This window comes from Paraburkholderia sp. J67, from assembly GCF_905220265.1.
In the GTDB taxonomy this organism is placed as follows: domain Bacteria; phylum Pseudomonadota; class Gammaproteobacteria; order Burkholderiales; family Burkholderiaceae; genus Paraburkholderia.
In genome coordinates, this window is the sequence record NZ_CAJMZK010000025.1 from 69690 (window position 1) to 95134 (window position 25445).

Consider the following 25445-nt stretch of genomic DNA (forward strand, 5'->3'; position numbering starts at 1 on the left):
CGGCTTGCGAAAGACCGGTGCGGCAGTGTGCTTGAGCGCGCCTGAATGCGGCCGAGCCCGTGCCCGCCCGCATTCAATGTCCTCAACGCGCCTTCAATGCGCGGCGTGTTTCTTCTTTGTCGCCGCCTTCTTCGTCGGGGCCTTGTAGTCGACGCGTTCCACGTGTCCAACGGCCTTCGATGCGTGTCCCGCACGCGACGCCTTGGTCGAACGCTTCGGATGCGGATCGACATAGACCGGCGCTTCTTCGGGCATGCCCTTGTAGACCCATTCGAGCAGCGAGTCGTGTGCGGCGCGTGCGCCTTCGGCGCGCGGGTCGTTGATCAGACTCACGACGATCCAGCTCGAACCGTTCTCGGCGGCCACGTAGCCCGCGATCGCGCGCACGTCGCGCAGCGTGCCGGTCTTGATGTGCGCGTTGCCGCCCACGCCCGCGTTGGTGAGGCGGTTGCGCATCGTGCCATCGACGCCGACGATCGGCAGCGAATCGATGAACACCTGCGCGACCGGGCTCGCGTTCGCGGTTTGCAGCAGGTTCGCGAGCGACAGGGCGCTCACGTGCTCCTCGCGCGAGAGGCCGCAGCCGTTGTCGAGCACGAGTTCGGGCATGGCCAGGCCGTTCTTGTGCAGGAAGGTGGTGACGGCCGCGGCGGCCTTGGTCGTGGTCGCAGGCGGCTTGTTCTCGACGGCGCCGAGCGTGAGGAACAGATTGCGCGCCATCACGTTATTGCTGAACTTGTTGATGTCGTGCACGACGTCCGCGAGTGGCGGGCTTTGATGCACGCCCAGCACGCGTGCGCGCGGCGGCACGACGCCTTCGCGCGTGGTGCCCGCGAAGGTGCCGCCGGCCTGTTGCCAGAGCGCGAGGAAGCCGTCGGCGAAGAAGGTCGAGTGATCGACCGGCGCGGCCATGTTGAGCGTGCGCTCGCCACAGCGCATCGCGTAGTTGCCCGCGAAGCTCGCCGTGACGAGACCGTTCGCGCCCGGCGTGACCTGCGGGCTCGGCAGCATGCCGCCGCATGAACCCGCGCGCGCGTGGATCTGGTTGTCGATCTGCCATTGCGCGACGGGCGGCACCACGTCGATCGAAACGCCTTCGCGCGACGGCGAGAACGTGAACGACACGGCCTTGAACGCGTACATGAGCGGATCGGGGCCGACGTTGTACGGCGCGCTTTCGTCGCCGTCGAACGAGGGCAGGTCGCGCGTGGACGGATCGAATTCGCTCTTGTCGAGCACGAGCGAGCCTTCGATACGCGTGACGCCGGACTGACGGATCTTCTGCACGAGGTCGATCAGCTCTTCAGGGACGAGCTTGGGGTCGCCCGTGCCCTTGATGTAGAGATTGCCGTGCAGCGTGCCGCTCGCATCGACTTCGCCGTCGGTGTAGGCGGTCGTCTTCCAGCGGTAGTCGGCGCCGAGCATCGCGAGGCCGCTCCAGGTGGTGACGAGCTTCATCGTCGAGGCGGGCATCATCGGCTGCCCCGCGTTGACGGCGACGCTCGGCTGGCGGTCGCCCACCTTCTCGATCACCACGCTCACCGACGAGAGCGGCACGTGCGCGCGCTCGAGCGCTGCCGTGACGCTGGGCGGCAGATTCGTGCTGACGTTGACCGAAGGCAGGCGCGGCGCGCCGTCGGGCTGGGCCTGGGCGACGGGCATGCCGGCGAAGGCCGTGGCGAGCGCGGCGCAGGCCAGGGCGAGCGCGAGGGGACGCGGCGCGCGCAGCGGGGTAAGGACGGCGCGCAGGGTACGGAGAGGACGAAGTCGGGACAGCGAAACGGGCGGCACGGGCAGCATGAAAAACGTCGGGCGTGGGCGGGCGTAGGGGACCGGGGGACCGCGCACGGCGCAAGCGCCCGGAAGGGGGCTTCGCGACGTCGCGCGCGGACGCGGATAACGCAAACGGGAAACGAAAACTCGCGGGCGCACTGCGTTCGCGATGCCTGCGCAGCCACATGAAAATGAAAGGGCGCGTACGCATCGCGGCGTTGCGCGCCGCAAAAGCGCCCATTGTAAAGACCTCGCGCGGTGCGCGCGTGTCTGCGGCGCGAAATGTGGAAAAAGCGCGGAAAAAGGTGGGAAAACGTTACGCGAGCGCAGGGTTGCTGCAAGGTTCGCACCCTTGAACGTGCGGCGCGTCGGGTGTGCGTCGGATGCGCATCGGGCAGGAACGCCACGGCGAGGCGCTAGAATGCAGCCATCGTCATCAACGAAGTGCGGCGTGTTTAGCGCCGCTCTGCCATTTCACTACGATGCGCATACTGCTAGTCGAAGATGACCGCATGATCGCCGAGGGCGTGCGCAAGGCGCTGCGCGGCGAGGGTTTTGCGGTCGATTGGGTCGAGGACGGCGAAGCCGCGCTCTCGGCCGCGAGCGGCGAGACCTACGATCTGATGCTGCTCGATCTCGGATTGCCCAAACGCGACGGCCTCGAAGTGCTGCGCACGCTGCGCGCGCGGGGCATCGCTTTGCCCGTGCTGATCCTCACGGCCCGCGACGCGATCGCGGATCGCGTGAAAGGTCTCGATGCGGGCGCCGACGATTACCTCATCAAACCGTTCGATCTCGACGAACTCGGCGCGCGCATGCGCGCGCTGATCCGCCGCCAGTCGGGCCGCAGCGATTCCACCATCCGTCACGGCTCGATCACGCTCGATCCGGCCTCGCATCAGGTGACCCAGGACGGCACGCCGGTTGCGCTCTCAGCGCGCGAATTCGCGTTGCTCGAAGCGCTGCTCGCGCGTCCGGGCGCGGTGCTCTCCAAGACCCAGCTCGAAGAAAAGATGTACGGCTGGGGCGAGGAGATCGGCAGCAATACGGTCGAGGTCTATATCCATGCGCTGCGCAAAAAGCTCGGCGCCGACCTGATCCGCAATGTGCGCGGCCTCGGCTACATGATCGCGAAGGACGCATGAGGACGCCCCCAACCTGATGAGTTCGATTCGACGACAACTGCTGTTCTGGCTGCTCGCGATCGTGGTCGCGGGCGTGAGCCTCGCGGGCTGGCTGATTTACCGCCAGGCGCTCGCGGAAGCCAACGAGCTGTTCGATTACCAGTTGCAGGAGATTGCCGAGGCGCTGCCCTCGGAGCCGTTCAACGAGATCCTCAGTTCGCGCGATACCGGCGACGAGGGCATCGTGCTGCAGATCTGGAATCGCAATGGCGTGCTGATGTACTACTCGCATCCGCGTGCGCCTCTCGCGCCGCGCGCCGAACTGGGCTTCTCGACCGAAAAGACCGATCGCGGCGACTGGCGTGTCTATGGTGCGATCGTCGGCGACAACGTCGTGCAGCTCGCGCAGCCGGTGTCGGTGCGCAACCGTCTGGCCGCCAACGTCGCGCTGCGCACGCTCTGGCCGCTGATCGTGCTGCTACCGTTTCTCGGCCTCGCCGTGTGGATGGTGGTCGGGCGCGGCCTCAAGCCGCTTTCGCGCGTGGCGCGCGCGCTCGACACGCGTCACCCCGAAGCGCTCGACCCGCTGCCCGAAGAGCGTTTGCCGCGCGAAGTGATGCCGCTCGTGCATGCACTGAATGCGCTGCTAGAACGGCTCGCCCAGGCGCTCGATACACAAAAGGCCTTTGTCGCCGATGCCGCGCATGAATTGCGCACGCCGCTCGCGGCCGTGCAGATCCAGGCGCAACTCGTTGCGCGCGCAAGGGATGACGAGACGCGCCGCGAAGCGATCGGCGATCTGCAGGCGGGCGTGACGCGCGCGACGCGGCTCGCCGAACAGTTGCTCGCGCTCGCGCGCTCGGAACCCGACGGCCATGCGCGCGCGTTGGGCGTCGATCTGCATGCGCTGCTCGATGATTGCGTGCGCAAGTACGCGCCGCTCGCGCAGCAACGCGGCGTGGATCTGGGCATCGAGGAAAGCGTGGCTGCGCAGGTCCACGGCGACGCCGACGCCTTGCGCGTGATGTTCAACAATCTGCTCGATAACGCGACCAAGTACACGCCCGCGGGCGGCCGCGTGGATGTGAGCCTGATCGTGCAGGAAGGGCATCCGCTCGTGCGTATCGCGGATAGCGGGCCGGGAATTCCGGTGGAGGAACGCGCCCGCGTGTTCGACCGCTTTTACCGCGTGGGCTCGGGTGCAAATCGCGCGCGCACGGATGTGGCGGGCACGGGTCTTGGCCTTGCGATCGTGCGGCGCATTGCCGATCAACACAACGCGGCGATCTCGCTCGACGATTCGCCTTCCGGGGGCTTGCAGGTCGAAGTGCGGTTTTGAGAATGCTGGGAACCGGGTCGTATTCCGGGTCCGGTTCGTTTTAAATGCGACTCCCGACCTTCCGGATTGCTTTCAGTTTAAATGCTTGAGATCGATGCGCGCGCATCGATCCCTCTATCGCGCAAACGCCCGCCACGCGGGCTTTCGCGGATTCGTTCCTGAATTAAGACTCCTTTAAGTGACACGGCTTAACCTTCGTTACGTCGTGACAGTATCCCGCGCAAGGAGTCCATCCACTATGAATACCAAAGTCCTTACCCGCAGTGCCGTGGCCATCGCTGTTGCCGTCGCGTTGTCGGCGGGCTATGTGGCCGGGCGCCGCGATGTGCCGCCGCCGCAGGTCATCACGCCGGCCCAGGCCGCGATGATGCCCGCCGAAGCCGCGGCCAAGACCGGCATTCCCGACTTCTCGGGCCTCGTGGAAACCTATGGCCCGGCGGTCGTCAACATCAGTGCGAAGCACGTGGTGAAGCAGACCGCCATGCGCGGCGGCAATGGCGGTAACGGCGGCCCGCAGCAATTGCCGATCGATCCGAGCGACCCGTTCTATCAGTTCTTCAAGCACTTCTACGGCGGCATGCCCGGTGCGGGCGGCGACGATGGCAGCGGCGGCGGCATGCAGCCCGACGCGCCGAGCGCGAGCCTCGGCTCCGGCTTCATCATCAGCGCTGACGGCTACATCCTCACCAACGCGCACGTCGTGGACGGCGCGAACGTCGTGACGGTCAAGCTCACCGACAAGCGCGAATTCAAGGCCAAGGTCGTCGGCGCGGACAAGCAGTCCGACGTTGCCGTACTCAAGATCGACGCGAAGGATCTGCCGACCGTGAAGATCGGCGATCCGCGCCAGAGCAAGGTCGGCCAGTGGGTGGTGGCGATCGGCTCGCCGTATGGCTTCGACAACACCGTGACCTCGGGCATCATCAGCGCGAAGTCGCGTTCGCTGCCCGACGAGAACTACACGCCGTTCATCCAGACCGACGTGCCGGTGAACCCCGGCAATTCGGGCGGCCCGCTCTTCAACCTGCAGGGCGAAGTGATCGGCATCAACTCGATGATCTACTCGCAGACGGGCGGCTTCCAGGGCCTGTCGTTCGCGATCCCGATCACCGAGGCGATCAAGGTCAAGGACGATCTCGTCAAGACCGGCCATGTGAGCCGTGGGCGCCTGGGCGTCGCGGTGCAGTCGATGAACCAGACGCTGGCGAATTCGTTCGGCATGGACAAGCCGCATGGCGCGCTCGTGAGTTCGGTGGACGCCAACGGGCCGGCCGCCAAGGCGGGTCTGAAGCCGGGCGACGTGATCGTGGCCGTGAACGGCGAGCAGATCGGCGACTCGTCCGATCTGCCCGCGCTGATCGCAGGCATGAAGCCGGGCACCAAGGCCGACATCCAGATCTGGCGCGACAAGGGCACCAAGGATCTCAACGCGACCATCGGCTCGCTCTCGGACAGCAAGGTCGCCTCGAACGACCCGCAGAAGTCGGAGATGCAGGGGCGCCTGGGTGTGGCCGTGCGCCCGCTCACGCCGGAAGAGAAGAGCAACAGCTCGCTCGATCATGGCCTGCTCGTGGAACAGTCGGGCGGGGCGGCGCAAAGCGCTGGCATCCAGTCGGGCGACGTGATTCTCGCGGTGAACGGTCGTCCCGTCACCAGCGCCGACCAGCTCAAGCAGATGATCGCGCAGGCCGGCAATAGCATCGCACTCCTGATCCAGCGCGACGACGCGCAGATCTTCGTGCCGGTCGATCTCGGCTAGGCGCGCTGACGGAACAGTTCGCTCTGGCGGCCTGCTGCGTTGTACTTACCGGGATTGTCGGGCCGCTTTTTCACTGCCGCCGGGGCTTCGTGCCCTAGCGGCAGTTTTCTTTTGTGCGCCTGGTTTTGGGCGACGCAACGGCGCAACGTGAGCGGATTGCCTATACCTGAGGAGAACGCGCCGGGCATACGGCTTGCGCTTTGACGTCACCAGAGCAACCTGTAAGGAGCAGTCAAGATGAAAATGTTCCGAAACACGCGTCCCGTTCTCCCGGCTGCCGCGCTGGCGGCCGCCCTGGCAATCGGCTTTGCGGGCAGTGCCGCGGCGCAGCAGAACATGCCGCCCGGCGGCAACGCCGGCACCGACGATATGCGGGGCACCCAGGGCAACGCCACGGTCGGCGGCTCGAGCACGGACGACACCAGCGCCGGCAACGCCAACGGCGAGGGCATGCCGCAGGTCCAGAAGCAGGGCGATGTCTCGTACGTGTCGGGCGGCGTCGGTCAGGACGAGTCGAAGGCGTTGCAGGCGGCGCAACATTCGTGGCCGCTGGCGCTGCGTTTCACCGGCCCCAAGTCCGAATTCCTCGCCGACGTGCGCGTGCAGATCACCGACGCTCACGGCGCCAATGTGCTCGACGCCACCTCGCGCGGACCTTACATGCTCGTGCGCGTGCGCCCGGGCCGCTACACGGTGCACGTGAGCCACGCAGGCGTCGACAAGACCAGTGCGGTAACGGTGGGCTCGAACGGCAGCGCACGTGCGTCGTTCGTCTGGTGATGGCGGGGTGAGTAGCAGGGTGATTCCCGCTTCTCGCTGATGGCGGACAGGGCGGCGCGCCGCGTGCTGCCGCCCCGTCTCACCGCTTGGCCGGAGTTGGCCGTTTCCAGGCGGCTTGCGCACCTGCATCGAAGTTGCGCAAGCTGGCGCAGTTTGGTCGATAATGAAGCCACGGGTCTGCCGTGGCTTTTTTCGTGCCTTCGTCATTCGCTGCCTGCGCCGCCTTCACCGCGGTGACATGCGCTCACACGAGAATGCCCGGCCACGCGCCCGTCAGGGAGCAGCAAGAATCAGCCAGGACCGGCAACACGCCGGCATGCCGGCAAGCACGCGGCGATGCGCCAGCCCACGGCGGCGCACCTCGATCAGGGAGCAGGCCATGGCGGTCGAACCAGATGCCGGCCATCGTATCGACATCATCGTGAATCGTCATCGCGTGCGCGTGATCCACGGCGGCATCACGATCGCCGACACGCACGCTGCGCTCACGCTGTGCGAAACCGGCTACCCCGAAGTCTTCTATTTCCCGCGCGCCGACGTGAACATGGCGCGGCTCGAACGTTCCGCCCGCACCACGCCATGCCCGCACAAGGGCGAGGCCGCGTACTTTCACCTGCGCACCGAGAGCGGCCACATCGAGGACGCCGCGTGGAGCTACGAGACGCCCCACGAGGCGGTGCGCGGCATCAGCGGCTATCTGGCGTTCGACGCCGCCCGCGTGGATCGCATCGACCAGACCTCCTGAGCCGTGCGCAACGCAAGCCAGACATTTCCTTCGACAATAAACCGACCTTCTCGAACCGCTCCCGGGGAGCCGCCATGGAACTGAACGACGCGTTGAGGATTCCGCTCGAGCCGTCCGCCGTCTGGCAGGCGTTGCAGGACGCTGCGCTCGTGCGCGCGAGCCTGGAGCATTGCGAGTCGTTCCGCAAGCTGGGCCCCGGCGAGTACGCGATCACGCTCACCGTGCCGCTCGGGCCGCTGCGCGCACGTTACGAAGTGCGCGCTCACATCGCCAACGACGTCGCCGAAGTGCCGCTCACGCCACGCCGCGTGCTGAGCTTTCGCGCGCGCGCCGACGGCATCGGCTCGCTACGCGGCCAGATCGATGTGGCATTGCGGGAAGAGGAGCGGGCGGCGACGCCGCCCACGCCAGAGCGCGGCATGAGCACTCGGATCGACTATTCCGTCTGGGCGACGCTCACAGGGCCGCTCGGCGAGTTGCCGCCGCGCCAGATCGAAAACGCGCTGCACGAACTGGCGGATGAATTCTTCACGGAGTTCTGCGCCGTGCTTGCGGCCAAGCATGGCCGTGCGCCCAATCGCGCGCGCGGGAAGGAGGCGCGGCGTCAGCACGTGTTCCTGCGGCCGATCAATCTGGCGGCCGTGGCGCGGCGCGCGCATCTGCTGCCGCAGCACGCGGGCGGCACGCTCTCGGGGCGCGCCGCGAGCATGCTGCAACACGAACCCACCCCGCATGCGATGCCTGGCTGGGCCTGGGCCGCCATGATCTTCTTCGTCGCGATCCTGTTCTACGTGGCGCGGCACTACACGGCTAGCTGAAGCGGCGTCGGGGTGTTTTTGCCGGCCAGAGCGATCTGCAACCGGCGATCAACGATCCTCGTCCGGTCCCACGCGCAGCGCCGGGCTATGGCGCAGCGCGTCGAGCATCGCCTCGACGTGACGCTGCGCATTCTTCGCCACGTCGAACATATCCGGCAGGATCGCCATATCGTGCAGCGCGCCGGTGACGAACGAGTGCAGCACGCGGGCGGCGCGCGCAGCGTCGAGATCGGCGGGCAACTGGCCTTTCGACATCGCGTTGCGCAGACCTTCTTCGATCCGCACCAGCCCTTCGCGGATGTTGTCCTGATGGCGCGCCATCACGGGCCCCATCTCCTCCACGAATTCGCACTTCAGGAACAGGATTTCGAACACGCGCCGGCGTCGCGCGTCCGTGGCCGTGTCGCGCAGACAGAGTACACAGAGGTCCCGGATACGCCCGAGCGGGTCGGCTTCGCTGGGATCGACCGAGGCGGCCTTGAGCTCGTCGAGCGGCAGGATCACGCGGTCGAACATGGCCGTGAAGAGGTCGCCCTTGTTCTCGAAATGCCAGTAGATAGCGCCGCGCGTCACGCCTGCCGCCTGGGCGATATCGGCGAGCGAGCTGCGCGAGACGCCCTTCTCGAAGAAGACGTGTTCGGCGGCGTCGAGGATCCGGTTGCGCGTCTCCAGCGCTTCCTCTTTCGTACGTCGGGCCATGATTTATTGAGCGCCTTGCGGGTGATGAATACGATGACCAGGCCCTAAAGGGCCAGTCGCGCAAAGTCTTGATTTGTAATATCGATGTCATGCGCGGAATCTTCCCGAGCGCTTCCAGATGGGGTTGAAGCGTTCTTAAACATTCATTCGCGAATGTATCTATAATACCACCCCACCACCTGGATACCTCAAGTAGTGATGTCCGGTTAATATCCGTCACTGGCCAAGCGGTCGTAGAAACCCCAATGCGCGACGCCCTTGTGTGGCGCGCCAGAAAATCGCCCGGATGGATGTTGCTGACCGGTATCGCGCCTTTCCTGAAGTACCGGGTTATCCGTCAGGTATTGCCAGATGCTGGCGTGTGTCGTCGCCCTCTTTCTCAACCAGAGGACGCCGCACGCTTTTAATTGTCAGTTATAGACAGAGGTCGCTCCATGCGCGTCGAACGGGTTCCATTCCGCCTAATCAGCTTCGCGACGGCTGCCGTAGTGCTCGCAGCCTGCGGGCAAAAGCAGTCGGCGCCGCCGCCGCAAACTCCCGAAGTCGGTATCGTCACCGTCCAGCCGAGCCCCGTGCCGGTCGTCACCGAACTGCCTGGCCGCACCAATGCTTTCCTCGTAGCGCAAGTGCGCGCACGGGTCGATGGCATCGTGCTGCGCCGCGAATTCACCGAAGGTTCGGTCGTGAAGGCGGGGCAGCGTCTGTACAAGATCGACCCGGCGCCGTACATCGCCACGCTCGATAACGCCAAGGCCACGCTCGCGAAGGCGAAGGCGAATCTCGTCACGCAGAACGCACTCGTCGCGCGCTACAAGGTGCTCGTTTCCGCCAACGCGGTGAGCAAGCAGGACTACGACAACGCGGTGTCCGCACAAGGCCAGGCGCAAGCCGACGTTGACGCTGGCAAGGCCGCCGTCGACACCGCCCAGATCAACCTGGGCTACACCGACGTGCTCTCGCCGATCACCGGCAAGGTTGGCATCTCGCAGGTCACGCCGGGCGCCTATGTGCAGGCGAGCGCGGCGACGCTGCTGTCGACCGTGCAGCAGATGGACCCGATGTACGTGGACCTCACGCAATCGAGTCTCGACGGCCTGAAGCTGCGCCGCGAGATCGAAGAAGGGCGCCTGAAGACCAACGGCCCGGACGCGGCCAAGGTCTCGCTCGTGCTGGAAGACGGCCGCACCTACTCGCAGCAGGGCAAGCTCCAGTTCACCGACGTCACGGTCGACCAGACCACCGGGTCGGTCACGATCCGCGCGCTGTTCCCGAACCCGGACCGCGTATTGCTGCCGGGCATGTTCGTGCGCGCGCGCATCGACGAAGGCACCAACGAACACGCGTTCCTCGTGCCGCAAGTGGGCGTCCAGCACGACCAGAAGGGTCAGGCGACGGTGCTCGTCGTCAACCCGCAGAACAAGGTCGAACTGCACCCGATCGTCACGACGGGCTCGCAGGGTCAGGACTGGATCGTCGAAAGCGGCCTGAACGCGGGTGATCGCGTGATCGTGCAAGGCACCGAGAAGGTCAAGCCGGGCGCCTCGGTCAAGGCCGTCGACGCCCATCTGCCGCCGCCGCCCGCACCGGGCGCGCCGTCGGCGGACGAGGCGACGGCTTCGGGCAACGCGGGCGCTGCATCGGGCGCATCCGGCGCATCCGGCGCGGCTGCCGCTTCTGCACCCGCTGCTTCCGCCGCGCAATAACAGGGAGCCTGCTTCATGGCAAAGTTCTTTATTGATCGCCCGATTTTTGCGTGGGTGATCGCCATCATTCTGATGCTGGCGGGTGTGGCGTCGGTGTTCACGCTGCCGGTCGCGCAGTATCCGACCATCGCGCCGCCGTCGATCCAGATCAGCGCGACCTACCCGGGCGCGTCGGCGAAGACGGTGGAAGATACGGTCACCCAGGTGATCGAGCAGCAGATGAGCGGTCTGGACCATCTGTTGTATCTGTCGTCCACGTCCGATGACTCGGGCACGGCCACGATTACGCTGACCTTCGCCGCGGGCACCAACCCGGACATCGCGCAGGTGCAGGTGCAGAACAAGCTGCAGCTCGCCACGCCGATTCTGCCGCAGGTGGTGCAGCAGCTCGGCATCAAGGTCACGAAATCGAGCAGCAGCTTCCTGCTGGTGCTGGCGTTCGTGTCCGAAGACGGCAGCATGACGAAGTACGACCTCGCGAACTACGTCGCGTCGAACGTCGAAGATCCGATCAGCCGTATCGACGGCGTGGGTACGGTCACGCTGTTCGGCTCGCAGTACGCGATGCGCGTCTGGCTCGATCCGAACAAGCTCACCAACTACAGCCTCACGCCAAGCGACGTGACGGCCGCGATCACCGCGCAGAACGTGCAGATCGCGGGCGGCCAGCTTGGCGGCACGCCGTCGGTGGCGGGGCAGTCGTTCCAGGCGACCATCACCGAATCGACGCTGCTGCACACGCCTGAAGAGTTCGGCAACATCCTGCTGAAGGTGAATCAGGACGGCTCACAGGTGCGTCTGAAGGACGTGGCGCGTATCGGTCTGGGCGGCGAAAACTACAACTTCGACACGAAGTACAACGGTGCGCCGACCGCCGGTCTCGGCATTCAGCTCGCGACGGGCGCCAACGCGCTGCAAACCGCGAAGCTCGTGCGCCAGAAGATCGACGACCTCTCGAAGTACTTCCCGCACGGTCTCGTCGTGAAGTACCCGTACGACACGACGCCGTTCGTGCGCCTGTCGATCGAGGAAGTGATCAAGACGCTGCTCGAAGGCATCGTGCTGGTGTTCCTCGTGATGTACCTGTTCCTGCAGAACCTGCGCGCGACGTTGATTCCGACGATCGCGGTGCCGGTGGTGCTGCTGGGTACGTTCGCGATCATGGCGGCGGTGGGCTTCTCGATCAACACGCTGTCGATGTTCGGCCTCGTGCTCGCAATCGGTCTGCTGGTGGACGATGCGATCGTGGTGGTGGAGAACGTCGAGCGGGTGATGGTGGAGGAGGGCTTGGGGCCTAAGGAAGCGACCCGCAAGGCGATGGGCCAGATCACCGGCGCACTCGTGGGCGTGGCGCTGGTGCTCTCCGCGGTGTTCGTGCCGGTGGCGTTCTCGGGCGGGTCCGTGGGCGCCATCTATCGTCAGTTCTCGCTGACGATCGTGGCGGCGATGGTGCTGTCCGTGCTCGTCGCGCTGATTCTGACGCCGGCGCTGTGCGCGACCATCCTCAAGCCGATCCCGAAGGGCCATCACGAAGAGAAGAAGGGCTTCTTCGGCTGGTTCAACCGCACGTTCGACAAGAGCCGCGACAAGTATCACAGCGGCGTGTACCACGTCATCAAGCGTTCGGGCCGCTGGCTCATCATCTATCTGGCCGTGATCGTCGCGGTGGGCTTCCTGTTCGTGCGCCTGCCCAAGTCGTTCCTGCCCGATGAGGACCAGGGCACGATGTTCGTGATCGTGCAGACGCCTTCGGGCTCGACCCAGGAAACCACGGCGCGCACGCTGGCCAACATCCAGAACTATCTGCTCAACGACGAGAAGTCGATCGTCGAGTCGACGTTCACGGTGAACGGCTTCAGCTTCGCGGGTCGCGGCCAGAACTCGGGTCTCGTGTTCGTGCGCCTGAAGGACTACAAGGAACGCCAGCACGCGGACCAGAAGGTCCAGGCGCTGGTGGGCCGCGTGTTCGGTCACTACGCGGGCTACAAGGACGCGATGGTGATTCCGGTGAATCCGCCGTCGATTCCTGAACTCGGCACGGCCTCGGGCTTCGACTTCGAACTCCAGGATCGCGGCGGCCTCGGTCACGAGAAGCTGATGGAAGCGCGCAACATGCTGCTCGGCATGGCGGCGAAGGATCCGTCGCTGGCCCTCGTGCGTCCGAACGGCCTGAACGATACGCCGCAGTACAAGATCAACATCGACCGCGAGAAGGCTGAAGCGCTCGGTGTGACGGCTGCGTCGGTCGACAACACGTTCTCGATCGGCTGGGCATCGTCGTACGTGAACAACTTCCTCGACGTCGACGGCCGGATCAAGAAGGTGTACGTGATGTCGGACGCGCCGTTCCGCATGACGCCGACCGACCTGAACATCTGGTACGTGCGCAACAGCGCGGGCGGGATGGTGCCGTTCAGCTCGTTCGCAAGCGGCCAGTGGACCTACGGTTCGCCCAAGCTCGAGCGTTACAACGGGATTTCGGCGGTCGAAATCCAGGGTGCGGCGAGCGCGGGCAAATCGACCGGCCAGGCGATGACGGCGATGGAGCAGATCGCGGCGAAGCTGCCCGCGGGTATCGGCTACGAGTGGACCGGCCTGTCGTTCCAGGAACGTCAGTCGGGCTCGCAGGCGCCGATTCTCTACGGCATCTCGATCCTCGTCGTGTTCCTGTGTCTCGCGGCGCTGTACGAAAGCTGGTCGATTCCGTTCGCGGTCATCATGGTGGTGCCGCTCGGCGTGCTCGGCGCGCTGCTGGCGGTGACGCTGCGCGGTCTGGAAAACGACGTGTTCTTCCAGGTGGGTCTGCTGACCACCGTGGGTCTGTCGGCGAAGAACGCGATTCTGATCGTGGAATTCGCCCGCGACCTCCAGGCGGAAGGCACGATGGGCCCGATCGAAGCGGCGCTCGAAGCCGCCCGACTGCGTCTGCGGCCGATTCTGATGACCTCGCTCGCGTTCATTCTGGGCGTGCTGCCGCTCGCCATCAGTAACGGCGCGGGTTCGGCTTCGCAGCACGCGATCGGTACTGGCGTGATCGGCGGGATGCTGACCGCGACGTTCCTCGCGATCTTCATGATCCCGATGTTCTTCGTGGTGATCCGCGCGAAGTTCGCCGGCGAGAAGGAAGACCCGGATGCGGCGCTCCAGCACTATGAAGAGCACCACGCGCACGACCACGACGCCGACAACGGCGGAGAGGGTGGCACGGGTGGCAACGACGGCCCGGGCAAGGAAGGACATTGAGATGCATAAACTATCCGTAATTGCAGCGGGCGCTGCGCTGCTCGCGGGCTGCACGATGGCGCCGTGGTATCACCGGCCCGACGCGCCGGTCTCGCAGTCCTTCCCGCAAGGCGGCGTCTACGCGACCCAGCCGGGCGCGACGGGCGAGAATGGTCAGGCCGCGCACAGCGCCAACGGCGCGGCCGCCACCGAGATCGGCTGGCGCGACTTCTTCGTCGATGCGCGCCTGCAGCAACTGGTCGCGATCGCGCTGAAGAACAACCGCGACCTGCGCGTCTCGGTGCTCAACGTCGAGGCGGCGCGCGCGCAGTATCAGATCACGCGCGCCGATCTGTTCCCGACCATCGACGGCGTGGGCACGGACACCCGCACGCGGGTGCCCAAGTCCTTGCAGACGGCGGCGAACAATCCGTACAGCGTCTACAACGTGGGCGTGCAGGCGTCCTGGGAAATCGACTTCTGGGGGCGCGTGCGCAGCCTGAAGGACCAGGCGTTGGCGCAGTACCTGTCCACGGCGCAGGCGCGCAAGGCGGCGGAAATCTCGCTCGTCTCGCAGGTCGCGGACCAGTACCTGACGATGCTCTCCGACGACGACCTCGTGAAGGTCACGCAGGACACGCTCAAGACGGCGCAGGACTCGTACAACATCACGAAGGCGCAGTTCGACACGGGCACCGGCACCGAACTCGATCTGCGCCAGGCGCAGACCGTGGTCGAGAACGCCCAGGCCAACCTGCAGGCGCAACTGCGCGCCCGTGCGCAGGCCGAGAACGCGCTCGTGCTGCTGATCGGCGAGCCGCTGCCGGCGGACCTGCCGCAAGGCCTGCCGCTCGACGGCCAGAGCCTCGTCGCCGATATTCCGGCGGGCCTGCCGTCCGACCTGCTCACGCGGCGTCCGGACATCATGGAGGCCGAAGAAACGCTGCTCGCGGCGAACGCCAATATTGGCGCGGCGCGTGCGGCGTTCTTCCCGAAGATCTCGCTGACGGCGGCGTTCGGCACCGAAAGCCTGTCGCTCGGCGGGCTCTTCAAGGCGGGCACGGCGGCATGGAGTTTCGTGCCGCAGGTCACGCTGCCGATCTTCGAGGGCGGTTCGAACATCGCGAACCTGCAACTCGCGAACGTGCAAAAGCGTATCGAGATCGCCAACTACGAGAAGGCGATCCAGTCGGCGTTCCGCGAAGTGGCCGATGGCCTCGCCGCGCGCGGCACCTACGATCAGCAGATCGGGGCGCTCGAGCGCAGCACCTACGCGAACCAGCGCAGCCTCGACCTGTCGGAGTTGCGCTACAAGAACGGCGTGGACAGCTACCTGCCGGTGCTGACCGCGCAGACGAGCCTCTACACGGCGCAGCAGTCGCTCATTTCGGCGCGCCTCGCGCGGCTGACCAACCTCGTCGATCTGTATCGCGCGCTGGGTGGCGGCTGGATCGAGCACGCGGGCGAGACGCCGCGTCCGGCCGATGCACCGGTCGATTACGGCGCGGCCAGCGCACCGGCGGCGGCTTCGGCGCCGGCAGCGTCGGCGGGTTAATCGGCGCGTCAGCTAGTCTGAAAGCGAAAACGCCACGGGTGACCGTGGCGTTTTTTTACGCGCGTGCGTTTTGCTGACGTGCTAGCGCGCAGCCTGCTGCGGCGAGGCAAAATTCACGAATGGAATGGCCGCGCCCGACCATTGTTGCGGCAGGTGTCCGTCCCACTTCTTGACGGCTTCCAGCGCCACATATTCCGAACCGCCTTGCTGCTGGATCGCCTGCGCCTGGATCGCGATGGACTTCGCCTGACCCTCGGCTTCTACGATCCGCTGCTGCGCCGTGACCTTCGCCGTTTCGAGTTGCTGCTCGGCGGTCAGCCGGTTCTGGCCCGCGACCACCTTCTGCCGCACGGCATCGGCGAACTGCTCGTCGAAGTGGAAGTTCTGCACGTTGATGTCGCTCACGATGATGCGGTACTTCGCGAGCTTGGCCTGCAGTACCTTGACGATGTCCTGCGAGACCTGCGCGCGCCGCGTCACCAGTTGCTCGGCCGTGTACTGCGAGGTCACGGCCTTGAACGACTCATAGAGCGCCGGGACGATGAATTTCGCTTCGATATCCGAATCGTTGCCGAAGTTGTTGTAGACGTAGGGCGCATGCTCCGGGTCGTACTCGTAGTTGAGCGTGATGTCCTCATACACTTCCTGGAGGTCGGCTGTGCCGCCCTCGGCCTTGGTCGCGGTGGCGCTCTGGAAGCGCACGTTGAAGTCGACCACCTGCGCAAGCGGATTGAGGATGTGCAGGCCTTCGGCGAGCGGCTTGTCCTGCACGTCGCCGAAAATCTTGACGACGCCGCGATGCCCGGCGGGCACCACATGCACGCTCATGAAAAACAGGAGCAGGACCGCCGCAATCGCGCCGCCGATCGCAAGAGACCTGGGGTTCGAGGGGAGCTTGAACATGGATGGCAGGCCGGGTTTCGTGTCGCGACGCTCGTTCAATTCGAACCCTCAGGGTCTCGTGCGACGAAGCTCGTGACCGGCTCGCCGCTCTGCGTGCGCGCGGCCTGCACATCGCGCGTGTTCTTCTGCACCGTGACCGCGCCGAACAGCGCGAGCACGAAGGACATCGCATAGAAGCCCTTTTCGCTAGGGGCGAGCGTGGCGTTGAAGAGGCCTACGGCGAGCAGCGCGATGGACAGCACGAGCGCGGTCCAGCTCAGGAAGTAGTAGATGCCGGTGACGGGCAGGCCTTCGGCGCGGTCGCGCACGCTCTTTTGCAGCGAGATGGCCGCGTACAGGCCGAACACGAGCACGGTGAAGTAGTAGCCCTTTTCGTTGAGTTGCATGCCCGCATTCCACAGCCCGATCAGATAGGCGCAGAAGCCCGCGAACAGCGCGGCCCACGAGGCGGCGATAAAGGCGAACGAAGGTTGTTGAATGGTGCGGTCGATCATCGAAGTCCCCCTGTTTTTTGTGGCAGCCAGCTAGCCGTAAGCAATGGTGAGGCCGAATATAGCGCAGCGCGCGAATGCGCAGCGCGCCGATGTATGCAAACAGCGTACGTAGGGGGGATTTAGCGCAACTTTATGCGCGATGACTGGTAGATCGACCGTGAGGTTGCGCGCGCAAGCACCGGCAGGAAAGCACCGACCAATAAAAAAGGCGTCACGGTTTCCCGTGACGCCAAACCAGCAAAAGGCCCCGGCTCGCGCCCGATGCGCGGCCGGAGCACCTCTCGCGTCGACTCAGTGTGCCGCGCTGCGCGGCATTTCCTGTCCGGCTTCCGGCTCGTGCTGCGCATCGTGCGCATGACGGCCTTCGAGATCGTGACCGGCGCGGCGGATGTCGCGCTCGGCGGCGCGCTCGCTCTTCACGCCGTTGAAGATGATGTTGAGGATCACCGCCGACACCGAGGCCAGCAGGATGCCGCTATGCAGGATCGGCGAAAGGGCGGGCGGCAGTTGCGCGAAGAAGTGCGGCGAGACCACCGGCACGAGGCCGAAACCCACGCTCACGGCGACGATGAACAGGTTGTGCTGGTTCTTCACGAAGTCCACCTTCGAGAGCACCTTGATGCCGTTGGCGGCCACCATGCCGAACATCACGAGGCCCGCGCCGCCGAGCACGAAGGGCGGCACCGAGGCGACCATCTGCGCCATCTTCGGGAACAGGCCGAGCAGCACGAGGATCACGCCGCCCATCGCGCAGACATAGCGGCTTTTCACGCCGGTCACGCCGATCAGGCCGACGTTCTGCGAGAACGAGGTATGCGGGAACGAGTTGAAGATGCCGCCGATCAGGGTGCCCAGACCATCGACACGCAGGCCGCGCACGAGCGTCTGCTGGTCCACCGGACGTTCGACCATATCGCCCACGGCTAGGAACATGCCGGTCGATTCGATAAAGGTCACGAACATCACGATCACCATGGTGGCGATCGGCAGCACGTGGAACTTCGGCAGGCCGAAGTGGAACGGCAGGACGAAGCCGACCCACGGCGCATGCGTGACGCCGTCGAGGCTCACGCGGCCGAGCGCCAGCGCAATCGCGAAGCCCGCGACGATGCCGAGCAGCACCGAGATATTGGCGACGAAGCCGCGGCCGAACTTGTTGATGAGCAGGATCAGCATCAGCACCATCAGTGAGAGGCCGAGATAAACCGGGTCGCCGTAGTGCGGATTGCCCACGCCGCCCGCGGCCCAGTTGATGCCCACTTCCATCAGCGAAAGGCCGATCACGGCGATCACCGTGCCCACCACGACGGGCGGGAAAAAGCGCAGTAACTTGCCGATCATCGGTGCGATGACGATGCCGATCGCCCCCGCCGCGATGGTCGAGCCGAAGATGTCGAGAATGCCGAGTTGCGGATTCGTGCCGATGGCGATCATCGGGCCGACGGAGGCGAACGTGCAGCCCATGATGACGGGCAGGCGGATACCGAAGATCCACAGGCCGAGCGTCTGGATCAGCGTGGCGATGCCGCAGGCGAACAGGTCGGCGCTGATGAGGAAGGCGACCTGGTCTTTCGGCAGGCCGATGGCGCCGCCGACGATGAGCGGCACCGCGACCGCACCCGCGTACATCACGAGTACGTGCTGGATGCCGAGCGTGAGGAGCTGGCCGAACGGCAGGCGCTCGTCGCACGGGTGAACCTGGTCGCGACCCTGTCGGATCTGCGCCCTTTCGATACCCTGGGGATGCATGTCGTCTCTCTCCGTCTTCGTTTGGGAATATGGCCTCCAAGGTATGCGGGACGAAAATAAGCAACAAGACCACTGGGGACTATTCCGTGCTTTCCGGGGGCGATATGCGGATGGGTCGCGCGGCGCGTCATATCGGGGCGCGATCGGGCTTCGGCTGGGGCTCGCGATGCGGCTGCCGCGCGTCGCGACAAACTGCGCGAGGCGCTGTCAGGCGGCGTTCAGGCCGTTTTTCAGGTGCTCGAATGGATGGCGAGTGTTGCGCTAGAGCGGCGTCGCGATGACATCCACGTGACGTTTGGCGCGTGGTCGCAGTGGTGCGGGCGCGTTCCGGATCGCGCTTCGCATGGTCGGGTGGTTATGATCTCTATTTCGCTTTTCACATAGGGGCGATTTGGCATCGCCTGGCAAGCCACCGGGTTAACCCGTGAACGCCCTCAAAATGCGTGCGATCTGCATCGAATCGAACCCCTCGCGCGGACCGCTCGCGACGTGGATTTCGCACCGCTATGATGGCTCTTTTGGCCGTCGCGATCCAGCCCTCTACGCCTCGTCTGGATGCGGTCTCAATCCTTCTTTCCCATTCATCGCATGAACGCATCGCTCACGCGCTTTCTCGGCATCGATCTTGGCACCGGCTCACTCAAAGTTGCGCTCGTCGATGAGGCGGGCGTCGAGCGTGGCGTATCGAGCGTGGCCTATACGCTCGATACGCCGCAGCCCGGTTGGGCCGAAATCGATGTCGAGCGCTGGTGGCGCGCGCTGGTCGAGGCCTGCGCGCGATTGCCCGAAGACGAGCGCGCGATGGTGCGCGGGATCGGCTTTTCCGGGCAGATGCATGGCGTCGTGCTCACCGATGCGGTGGGGCAGGCGTTGCGTCCCGCGATGCTGTGGCCCGATACGCGCGCGCATGCTTTGCTCGATGCGTGGCAGGAAGCGAATGAAGGCGCAAACGAAGGCGCGGCGTCGAACCCAGTCGCGCCCGGCATGGCCGGGCCTCTGCTGCGTTGGCTGCTGCAAAACGAACCCACGACCGCCGACGCCACGCGCTGGGCGCTGCAACCGAAGGACTGGCTGCGCGTACGTCTGGCGGGTGGGGCGCCGGCCGCCTTTGTGGCCGACCCATCCGATGCCTGCGCGACTGCGCTCGCCGCGCCCGATGGCGCGTGGGATCTCGCGCTGATCGAGCGCCTCGGTGTGCCCGCGCGCTGGTTTGCGCCGCTGGCGGCGTCGGGCGCGGCAAGTGGCACGCTCTGCGCCGATGCCGCCCACGCACTCGGTTTGCCCGCAGGCGTCGTGCTCGCGACGGGCGCGGGCGATACGCCATGCGCGGCGCTCGGCAGTGGCCTGGGCGAGGACGGCGACGCGCTGCTCACCACCGGCACGGGCGGCCAGATTCTCGTCACCGCGCGTACGATGCCGCCCGCGCGGCGCGGTCTGCATCGCTATCGTTCGGCGAGCGGCGGCTGGTATGCGATGGCTGCGATGCAGAACGTGGGTGTCGCGCTCGAAGCGGCGCGCGGCTGGCTCGCTTACGATTGGGCGCTCGCGTATGAGGAAGCGTTTGCCGCGCCGCCGTCGCCCACGCTCACGTTCCTGCCGTATCTGAGTGGTGAGCGCTCGCCGTGGCTCGACCCGGCAGCGCGCGGCGGCTGGCTCGGCGCGGGACTCGGCGATACGCGCGGCATGCTGATGCGCGCGGCGTTCGAAGGCGTGGCGTTCGCCTTGCGCGCGGGGCTCGACGCCTTGCGCGAAGCGAATGCGGGCGCTGCGCCAGACACGCACGATACGTGCGATGCAGCCATCGCGACGCTCAAGCTAGCGGGCGGCGGTTCCGTCGATGCGCGCTGGCGGCAACTGCTTGCCGACGTGCTGGGCGCGCAACTCGACGCCATCGATTGTCCGAACGCGGCGACGCGCGGCGCGGCCTTGCTGGGCGGCGTGGCCAGCGGACATTGGCGAATGGATGATTTGATGGCGCTCGCACCGGCGGCGACACGCGTCGCGCAGCCGCGTGAGGACGCCGCGCTCGCGCAACGCTACGCGCGCTTCATCGACCTCTATGGTCGTGTGCGGACGTGGTTCCCCGCAGCGTGAGTGCCAAAGCGCACGACTGAATGCAAAGACAATGGTGAAAACGGAGCAACCATGCTGATCCTGATTGAAGAACACGCTTGCTACGACGGCGTGCAGCGCATCTACAAGCACGACTCGGAAGCCATCGGCCTGCCGATGCGATTTTCGGTCTATCTGCCGCCGCAGGCGCGCACGCGCAAGGTGCCGGGGCTGTTCTATCTCGCGGGCCTCACCTGCACGGAAGAGACCTTCCCGATCAAGGCGGGCGCGCAGCGCTTCGCCGCGCAGCACGGCATCGCGCTGATCGCGCCCGACACCAGCCCGCGCGGCGCCAACGTGCCGGGCGAAGCCGAGTCCTGGGACTTCGGCGTGGGCGCGGGTTTCTATCTCGACGCCACGCGCGAGCCGTGGTCGACGCACTGGCGCATGGCGACCTACGTGCGCGACGAATTGCGCGAGGCGGTCACGACCAACCTGCCGATCGACGGCGCTCGCCTGGGGATCTTCGGTCACTCGATGGGCGGTCACGGCGCGCTCACGCTCGCGCTGAGCAATCCGCAGATCTACCGCTCGGTCTCGGCATTCGCGCCGATCGCCGCGCCCACGCGTTGCGCGTGGGGCGAGAAAGCGTTTTCGGGTTATCTGGGCGAGGATCGCGAGGCCTGGAAGCAGTACGACGCCAGCGAACTCGTTGGCCATGCGGCGCGCAAGTTCGAGGAGGGCATCCTCGTCGATCAGGGTCTCGCCGATAACTTCCTCGCGAACCAGCTCAATCCGGACGTGTTCGAAGCCGCCTGCGCGGCGGCGGGCCAGCCGCTCACGCTGCGCCGTCACGAGGGCTACGATCACGGCTACTTCTTCATCCAGAGCTTCATCGAGGATCATCTGGCGCATCACGCGCGGGTACTGCTGAAGTAACGCGCGCAAGGGCTTGCGGACAGGGAATCCGACCCCGTGTGAATTTTTGATATCTGGTCAGGTTGGTACTAGAATCTGGTCAGGTTGATCTTTTCTGGAGTCTACGTCCATGTCCGCATCCCTGATTGACGCCGAAGGCCGCAAGGAGTCCGCCGAGCGACGCATGGTCGATTTCCAGGCGGCCGTGAAGGCGATCGCCGCACGCGTGGGCGCCACCGACGTCAACGCCGCCGGCACGCCTATCTCGGCCTTCAAGACGAATTATTCGAGCGTGCTCAAGCGCGTCAAATCGGGCTCGGTCGAAGTCGTCAACCAGGGCCAGGAGCCCTTCATCATCCTCGGCCTCGACCAGGCCGTCGCGCTCATGTCCAACACGGTCAGCGATCGCACCGTTGCCGAAGTATTCGCCGGGCTACCGTCGGTGCCGGCCTCGGGCAAGCTACCGCGCGACGTCTCCATCGACGCCGAAGATCACTACCGCGTGCCGCGATAAAACGACTTTATAGGCCGTTCATGCCGAGATTCCTTTTGGGCACCAATACGCTCATCGACATGTGCATCGAAGACACCGCCTCGCGCAAATGGATCGAAGGCGGCGTGAAGGCGCGCGACATCAATCTGAGCGTCATCAGCGTGGCGGCCGCGCGCCAGGTGATCGCCCAGCACAAGATGAGCGAGCCGCGCCGCGCGGCGTTCAGGAAGGCGCTCGAAGCGCGCCTCGCCGCGCTCGTGGACGACGGCTCGGTCGTGCTGCCGTTCGCCGGCAACGAGGCTTCCGAGTGGGAGCAGTGGCGCGGTCATCATCCGCTCGACATCGAGAAGGGCGGCACGCGTCATCCGGTAGGCCAGGACACGCGCATGGTGATCGCCACGGCGGTTGCCAACGGCTGCACGCTGGTCGAGCCCGAGGAAACCTACCACCGCGAGTTGCGCAAGCTCCAGGTGGAAGTCGTGTCCCTGCTCGAGGAATAGGCCGTTGGACGACCAGTTCCGGGTGCCCGACGGCCGGCTCACTCCGGCGCCCGCCTGCACGCGCGTGCTAAGTCTCTCGGGCGGCGGCTATCGCGGTCTCTACACGGCAAGGCTGCTCGCGCGCATCGAGGAAAGCGAGCGCTTCGGCAGCACGCCGATAGGCGCGCGTTTCGACCTGATTGCGGGCACCTCCGTGGGCGGCATTCTCGCGGCGGGCCTCGCCGCGGGTGTGAGCGCGCGCGTACTCTACGCGATGCTCGCGCAGTGGGGGCCGACGATTTTCCCCCGGCTCTCGCTGCGCACACTGCGCAAGCTGTTGAGCGAAAAGGTCTATGCGGCCGAGCCGCTCGAACGTGCGATCGTCGCCTGTCTCGATGGCTGGGCCAGCAAGCGGCTCGCCGAGATCGACAAGCCGCTCATGCTCACGACCGTGAGCTGGTCGCTCGGCGAACTGCGGCTGTTGCGCAGCCGCGGTCTGGCGGGCGACGAAGCCGATACCTGCACGCTGCTCGAAGCCGCGCGCGCCACCTCGGCCGCACCCGCGCATTTCCCGGCGATGTTGCTCGACGACGACTGGCACGTGGATGGCGGTCTTGCCGCGAACTGTCCCGACGCGCATGCGCTGAGCCAGGCGCAGCGGCGCGGCGTGCCGGTGAGGATGCTGGGCGTCGGCACCACGGGTGTGCGCCACCGCAGCGTGCCAAGCCGCCTGCCGCTGCGCGGCCTCGCGTGGGCGCGGCCCGCGCTCGCGCTGAGCATGGAGGCGCAGGAGCACATGGCGCAGGCGCTCTGCACAAGGGAGCTGGGCGAGCGCTATCTACATCTGGACAGCGACGCGGGCGCCGATCAGGATGTGCTGCGCGGCCTCGACATCGCGACGCCCGACGCCACCGCGGCGCTCACGCATCTCGCGGATCAGCGCTTCGAGGCGCTGCTCGCGAATGCGGACGAATCGCGCCGTCTGCGCTCGATCATGGGCGACGGCTGACGCGGTGTGATCGAGACGGCATCGGCATAAAAAACGGCGTTGCACCTCGCGGTGCAACGCCGTTTTTGCTTGGCGGAAGCGGCTCCGCTCAGCGCCGCCCGATCAGGCTCCCGCCATACACCAGCGCGGCGAGCGCGGTGATCCAGAAGCTCGTCGGCCAGTCGGTGTAAAAGGCGAGCGTGACGCCGATCCACGCCTGCGCGAGCGCGAGCAGCGCCGCGAGCACGAGTCCGGTCGACAGGCGCGTCGTGAGGTTCTGCGCGGCGGCGGCGGGGCCGACCATCAGCGTGAACACCAGCAGCACGCCCACGATCTGCGTGCAGGCCGCCACAGCCAGCGCCGCGATGCCGAGGAACAGCACCGAGACGAGGCGCAGCGACACGCCCTTGGCTTCGGCCAGTTCCGGTTGCAGCGAGGCGAACAACAGCGGCCGCATGATCGCCGCAAGCGCCACGAGGCTCGCCACGGCCAGCGCCGCGAGCGCGCCGAGGGTGTCGCGGTTCACGCCCAGCACGTTGCCGAACAGGAGCGCCGTGACCTGGGTCGCGTAGGCGGTGAAGAAGTGCAGAAACAGCAGCCCGAAGCCGAGCGCGAGCGACAGGATCACGCCGATGGCCACGTCGCGGCCCGCGAGCTTTTCGCCGAGCGCACCCATCGACAGGCCTGCCACCAGCGTGAAGCCCACCATGCCCCACATCGGCGAGATGCCGAGGAGCACCGCGCCCGTCGCGCCCGTGAAGCCCACGTGCGAGAGCGCGTGACCCGCGAAGGTCTGGCCGCGCATCACCAGGAAGTAGCCGACGATGCCCGCGAGCACCGCAACGATGCCCGACGCCGCGAAGGCGTTCACCATGAAATCGTAATCAAGCATCGTGCGAATGGCCGTGGGCGTTGTTGTTGTGATCGTGGGTGTCGCTATGGCCGTGGTCGTGCGAATGACCGTGGTCGTGCTGGTGATCGTGCTCGTGTTCGTGGTCGTGCTTTTCGACCTCGACGTCGCCCGACATCACGAAGATGCGGCCCTTCATGCGCATCACCTCGATGGGCGAGCCGTAGAGGCGCGAGAGCACCGGCGCGGTGATGACTTCGTCGACGCTGCCGAGCGCCGCCACGCCATTGCCCAGATACAGCACGCGGTCGAGCGAGTTGAGCAGCGGATTGAGTTCGTGCGCCGAGAACAGCACCGCGATGCCGAGTTCACGCTGCACGCGCCGCACGAGTTCGACCACGCCGCGTTGATGATGCGGATCGAGGCTGATGAGCGGCTCGTCGAGCAGCAGCAGCTTCGGGTCGCCGAGCAGGCATTGCGCGAGCAGCAGGCGCTGGCGCTCGCCGCCCGAGAGTTCGGACAGCGGACGATCCGCAAGCTTCGTCGCGCCTACCAGATCGAGCACGCGCGAGACGTCGGCGCGCGTGGCGGCGTCGGCGCGCGGCAGGCCCCAGCGGTGCCCGTCGGCCGCCATCGCCACGAAGTCGCGCCCGCGCACCCGGCGGCTTGCGAGCGCCGTGCGCGTCTGCGGCATATAGCCGATCTTCGCGTTGCCGCGCGCCACCGGCTCGCCGAGCACGCGGATCGCGCCGCGCGAGGCGGGTACGAGGCCGAGGATCGAGCGCATCAGCGTGGTCTTGCCCGCGCCGTTCGGCCCGAGCACGCCGATGAACTCACCCTGGTTCACGGCGAAGTTGGCGTCGCGCAGGATCGTGCGATCGCCGAGCGTGAGCGTCACGCCCGCGAGCGTGAGCACCGGCTGCGGCGCGTGCGCGTGGTGCGCGGCATGCGGGGTCGAGTGCTGAGCCGCTCGCGAGGCCTCTGTCATTGCTTCTTTTCCGT

General features: G+C 66.1%; 21 protein-coding genes. 14 read left to right on the forward strand and 7 right to left on the reverse strand.

Features of this window, described 5'->3' with window-relative positions:
- Positions 1 to 93 precede the first annotated feature (93 nt).
- On the reverse strand, positions 94 to 1800 hold the full coding sequence (dacB, locus tag U5782_RS31825; RefSeq protein ID WP_322047848.1) for a D-alanyl-D-alanine carboxypeptidase/D-alanyl-D-alanine-endopeptidase: 1707 nt from the start codon (positions 1798 to 1800) through the stop codon (positions 94 to 96).
- A gap of 455 nt (positions 1801 to 2255) precedes the next feature.
- Between dacB and U5782_RS31830 the strand changes: the two genes are divergently transcribed.
- The 6 genes from U5782_RS31830 to U5782_RS31855 all read left to right on the forward strand — a co-directional run bounded on the left by U5782_RS31830 (position 2256) and on the right by U5782_RS31855 (position 8338).
- Positions 2256 to 2918 (forward strand): response regulator, encoded by a 663-nt coding sequence (locus U5782_RS31830; RefSeq protein WP_322047849.1) that lies wholly within the window; start codon positions 2256 to 2258, stop codon positions 2916 to 2918.
- 16 nt (positions 2919 to 2934) lie between these two features.
- Complete coding sequence (locus U5782_RS31835) at positions 2935 to 4236, forward strand: ATP-binding protein (RefSeq protein ID WP_322047850.1); 1302 nt, start codon at positions 2935 to 2937, stop codon at positions 4234 to 4236.
- A gap of 238 nt (positions 4237 to 4474) precedes the next feature.
- Entirely contained in the window at positions 4475 to 5995 is a 1521-nt protein-coding gene (locus U5782_RS31840) for a DegQ family serine endoprotease (protein ID WP_322047851.1), read from the forward strand.
- A gap of 237 nt (positions 5996 to 6232) precedes the next feature.
- Positions 6233 to 6775, forward strand: a complete 543-nt coding sequence (locus U5782_RS31845) for a carboxypeptidase regulatory-like domain-containing protein (RefSeq protein ID WP_322047852.1) — start codon at positions 6233 to 6235, stop codon at positions 6773 to 6775.
- A gap of 379 nt (positions 6776 to 7154) precedes the next feature.
- Positions 7155 to 7520: a DUF427 domain-containing protein gene (locus U5782_RS31850; protein ID WP_322047853.1), complete on the forward strand. Its 366-nt coding sequence runs from the start codon at positions 7155 to 7157 to the stop codon at positions 7518 to 7520.
- A 74-nt stretch (positions 7521 to 7594) separates the two neighbouring features.
- Positions 7595 to 8338: a CoxG family protein gene (locus U5782_RS31855; protein ID WP_322047854.1), complete on the forward strand. Its 744-nt coding sequence runs from the start codon at positions 7595 to 7597 to the stop codon at positions 8336 to 8338.
- 48 nt (positions 8339 to 8386) lie between these two features.
- Here U5782_RS31855 and U5782_RS31860 read toward each other — a convergent pair whose 3' ends face one another.
- Positions 8387 to 9037, reverse strand: a complete 651-nt coding sequence (locus U5782_RS31860; protein WP_322047855.1) for a TetR family transcriptional regulator — start codon at positions 9035 to 9037, stop codon at positions 8387 to 8389.
- A gap of 434 nt (positions 9038 to 9471) precedes the next feature.
- On the opposite strand from U5782_RS31860, the gene U5782_RS31865 reads away from it, so the two are divergent.
- Genes U5782_RS31865 through U5782_RS31875 form a run of 3 tightly spaced genes read left to right on the forward strand, consistent with a single transcriptional unit; the run spans position 9472 to position 15517 of the window.
- Positions 9472 to 10740, forward strand: coding sequence for an efflux RND transporter periplasmic adaptor subunit (locus U5782_RS31865; protein WP_322047856.1), 1269 nt, complete (start codon positions 9472 to 9474; stop codon positions 10738 to 10740).
- A 15-nt stretch (positions 10741 to 10755) separates the two neighbouring features.
- The gene (locus tag U5782_RS31870) at positions 10756 to 13983 is read left to right on the forward strand and encodes an efflux RND transporter permease subunit (RefSeq protein WP_322047857.1); all 3228 of its coding nucleotides are present in this window, start codon (positions 10756 to 10758) and stop codon (positions 13981 to 13983) included.
- Position 13984: 1 nt separating this feature from the next.
- On the forward strand, positions 13985 to 15517 hold the full coding sequence (locus U5782_RS31875; protein ID WP_322047858.1) for an efflux transporter outer membrane subunit: 1533 nt from the start codon (positions 13985 to 13987) through the stop codon (positions 15515 to 15517).
- A gap of 81 nt (positions 15518 to 15598) precedes the next feature.
- Here U5782_RS31875 and U5782_RS31880 read toward each other — a convergent pair whose 3' ends face one another.
- The 3 genes from U5782_RS31880 to U5782_RS31890 all read right to left on the reverse strand — a co-directional run bounded on the left by U5782_RS31880 (position 15599) and on the right by U5782_RS31890 (position 18663).
- Entirely contained in the window at positions 15599 to 16420 is an 822-nt protein-coding gene (locus U5782_RS31880; protein WP_322047859.1) for a prohibitin family protein, read from the reverse strand.
- 35 nt (positions 16421 to 16455) lie between these two features.
- A complete protein-coding gene (gene yiaA / locus U5782_RS31885) occupies positions 16456 to 16914 on the reverse strand; it encodes an inner membrane protein YiaA (RefSeq protein ID WP_322047860.1) in 459 nt (152 codons plus the stop codon).
- A gap of 291 nt (positions 16915 to 17205) precedes the next feature.
- The gene (locus U5782_RS31890; RefSeq protein WP_322047861.1) at positions 17206 to 18663 is read right to left on the reverse strand and encodes a nucleobase:cation symporter-2 family protein; all 1458 of its coding nucleotides are present in this window, start codon (positions 18661 to 18663) and stop codon (positions 17206 to 17208) included.
- Positions 18664 to 19251: 588 nt separating this feature from the next.
- On the opposite strand from U5782_RS31890, the gene U5782_RS31895 reads away from it, so the two are divergent.
- The 5 genes from U5782_RS31895 (at position 19252) to U5782_RS31915 (ending at position 23614) form a co-directional block, all read left to right on the forward strand.
- Entirely contained in the window at positions 19252 to 20757 is a 1506-nt protein-coding gene (locus tag U5782_RS31895) for a xylulokinase (protein WP_322047862.1), read from the forward strand.
- A gap of 51 nt (positions 20758 to 20808) precedes the next feature.
- Positions 20809 to 21654 (forward strand): S-formylglutathione hydrolase, encoded by an 846-nt coding sequence (gene fghA / locus U5782_RS31900; protein WP_322047863.1) that lies wholly within the window; start codon positions 20809 to 20811, stop codon positions 21652 to 21654.
- Between the two features lie 109 nt (positions 21655 to 21763).
- Positions 21764 to 22147, forward strand: coding sequence for a hypothetical protein (locus tag U5782_RS31905; RefSeq protein ID WP_322047864.1), 384 nt, complete (start codon positions 21764 to 21766; stop codon positions 22145 to 22147).
- 35 nt (positions 22148 to 22182) lie between these two features.
- A complete protein-coding gene (locus tag U5782_RS31910) occupies positions 22183 to 22626 on the forward strand; it encodes a hypothetical protein (protein WP_322047865.1) in 444 nt (147 codons plus the stop codon).
- A gap of 4 nt (positions 22627 to 22630) precedes the next feature.
- Positions 22631 to 23614 carry a patatin-like phospholipase family protein gene (locus tag U5782_RS31915; protein ID WP_322047866.1) on the forward strand — a complete coding sequence of 328 codons (984 nt, stop codon included), beginning with the start codon at positions 22631 to 22633 and terminating at the stop codon, positions 23612 to 23614.
- Between the two features lie 88 nt (positions 23615 to 23702).
- On the opposite strand, the gene U5782_RS31920 is transcribed toward U5782_RS31915, so the two are convergent.
- Together U5782_RS31920 and U5782_RS31925 are read right to left on the reverse strand one after the other, a co-directional pair.
- Positions 23703 to 24485, reverse strand: coding sequence for a metal ABC transporter permease (locus U5782_RS31920; RefSeq protein WP_322047867.1), 783 nt, complete (start codon positions 24483 to 24485; stop codon positions 23703 to 23705).
- Positions 24478 to 25431: an ABC transporter ATP-binding protein gene (locus tag U5782_RS31925; RefSeq protein WP_322047868.1), complete on the reverse strand. Its 954-nt coding sequence runs from the start codon at positions 25429 to 25431 to the stop codon at positions 24478 to 24480. Before U5782_RS31925 ends, U5782_RS31920 begins: the two co-directional genes overlap by 8 nt.
- Between the last annotated feature and the right edge of the window lie 14 nt (positions 25432 to 25445).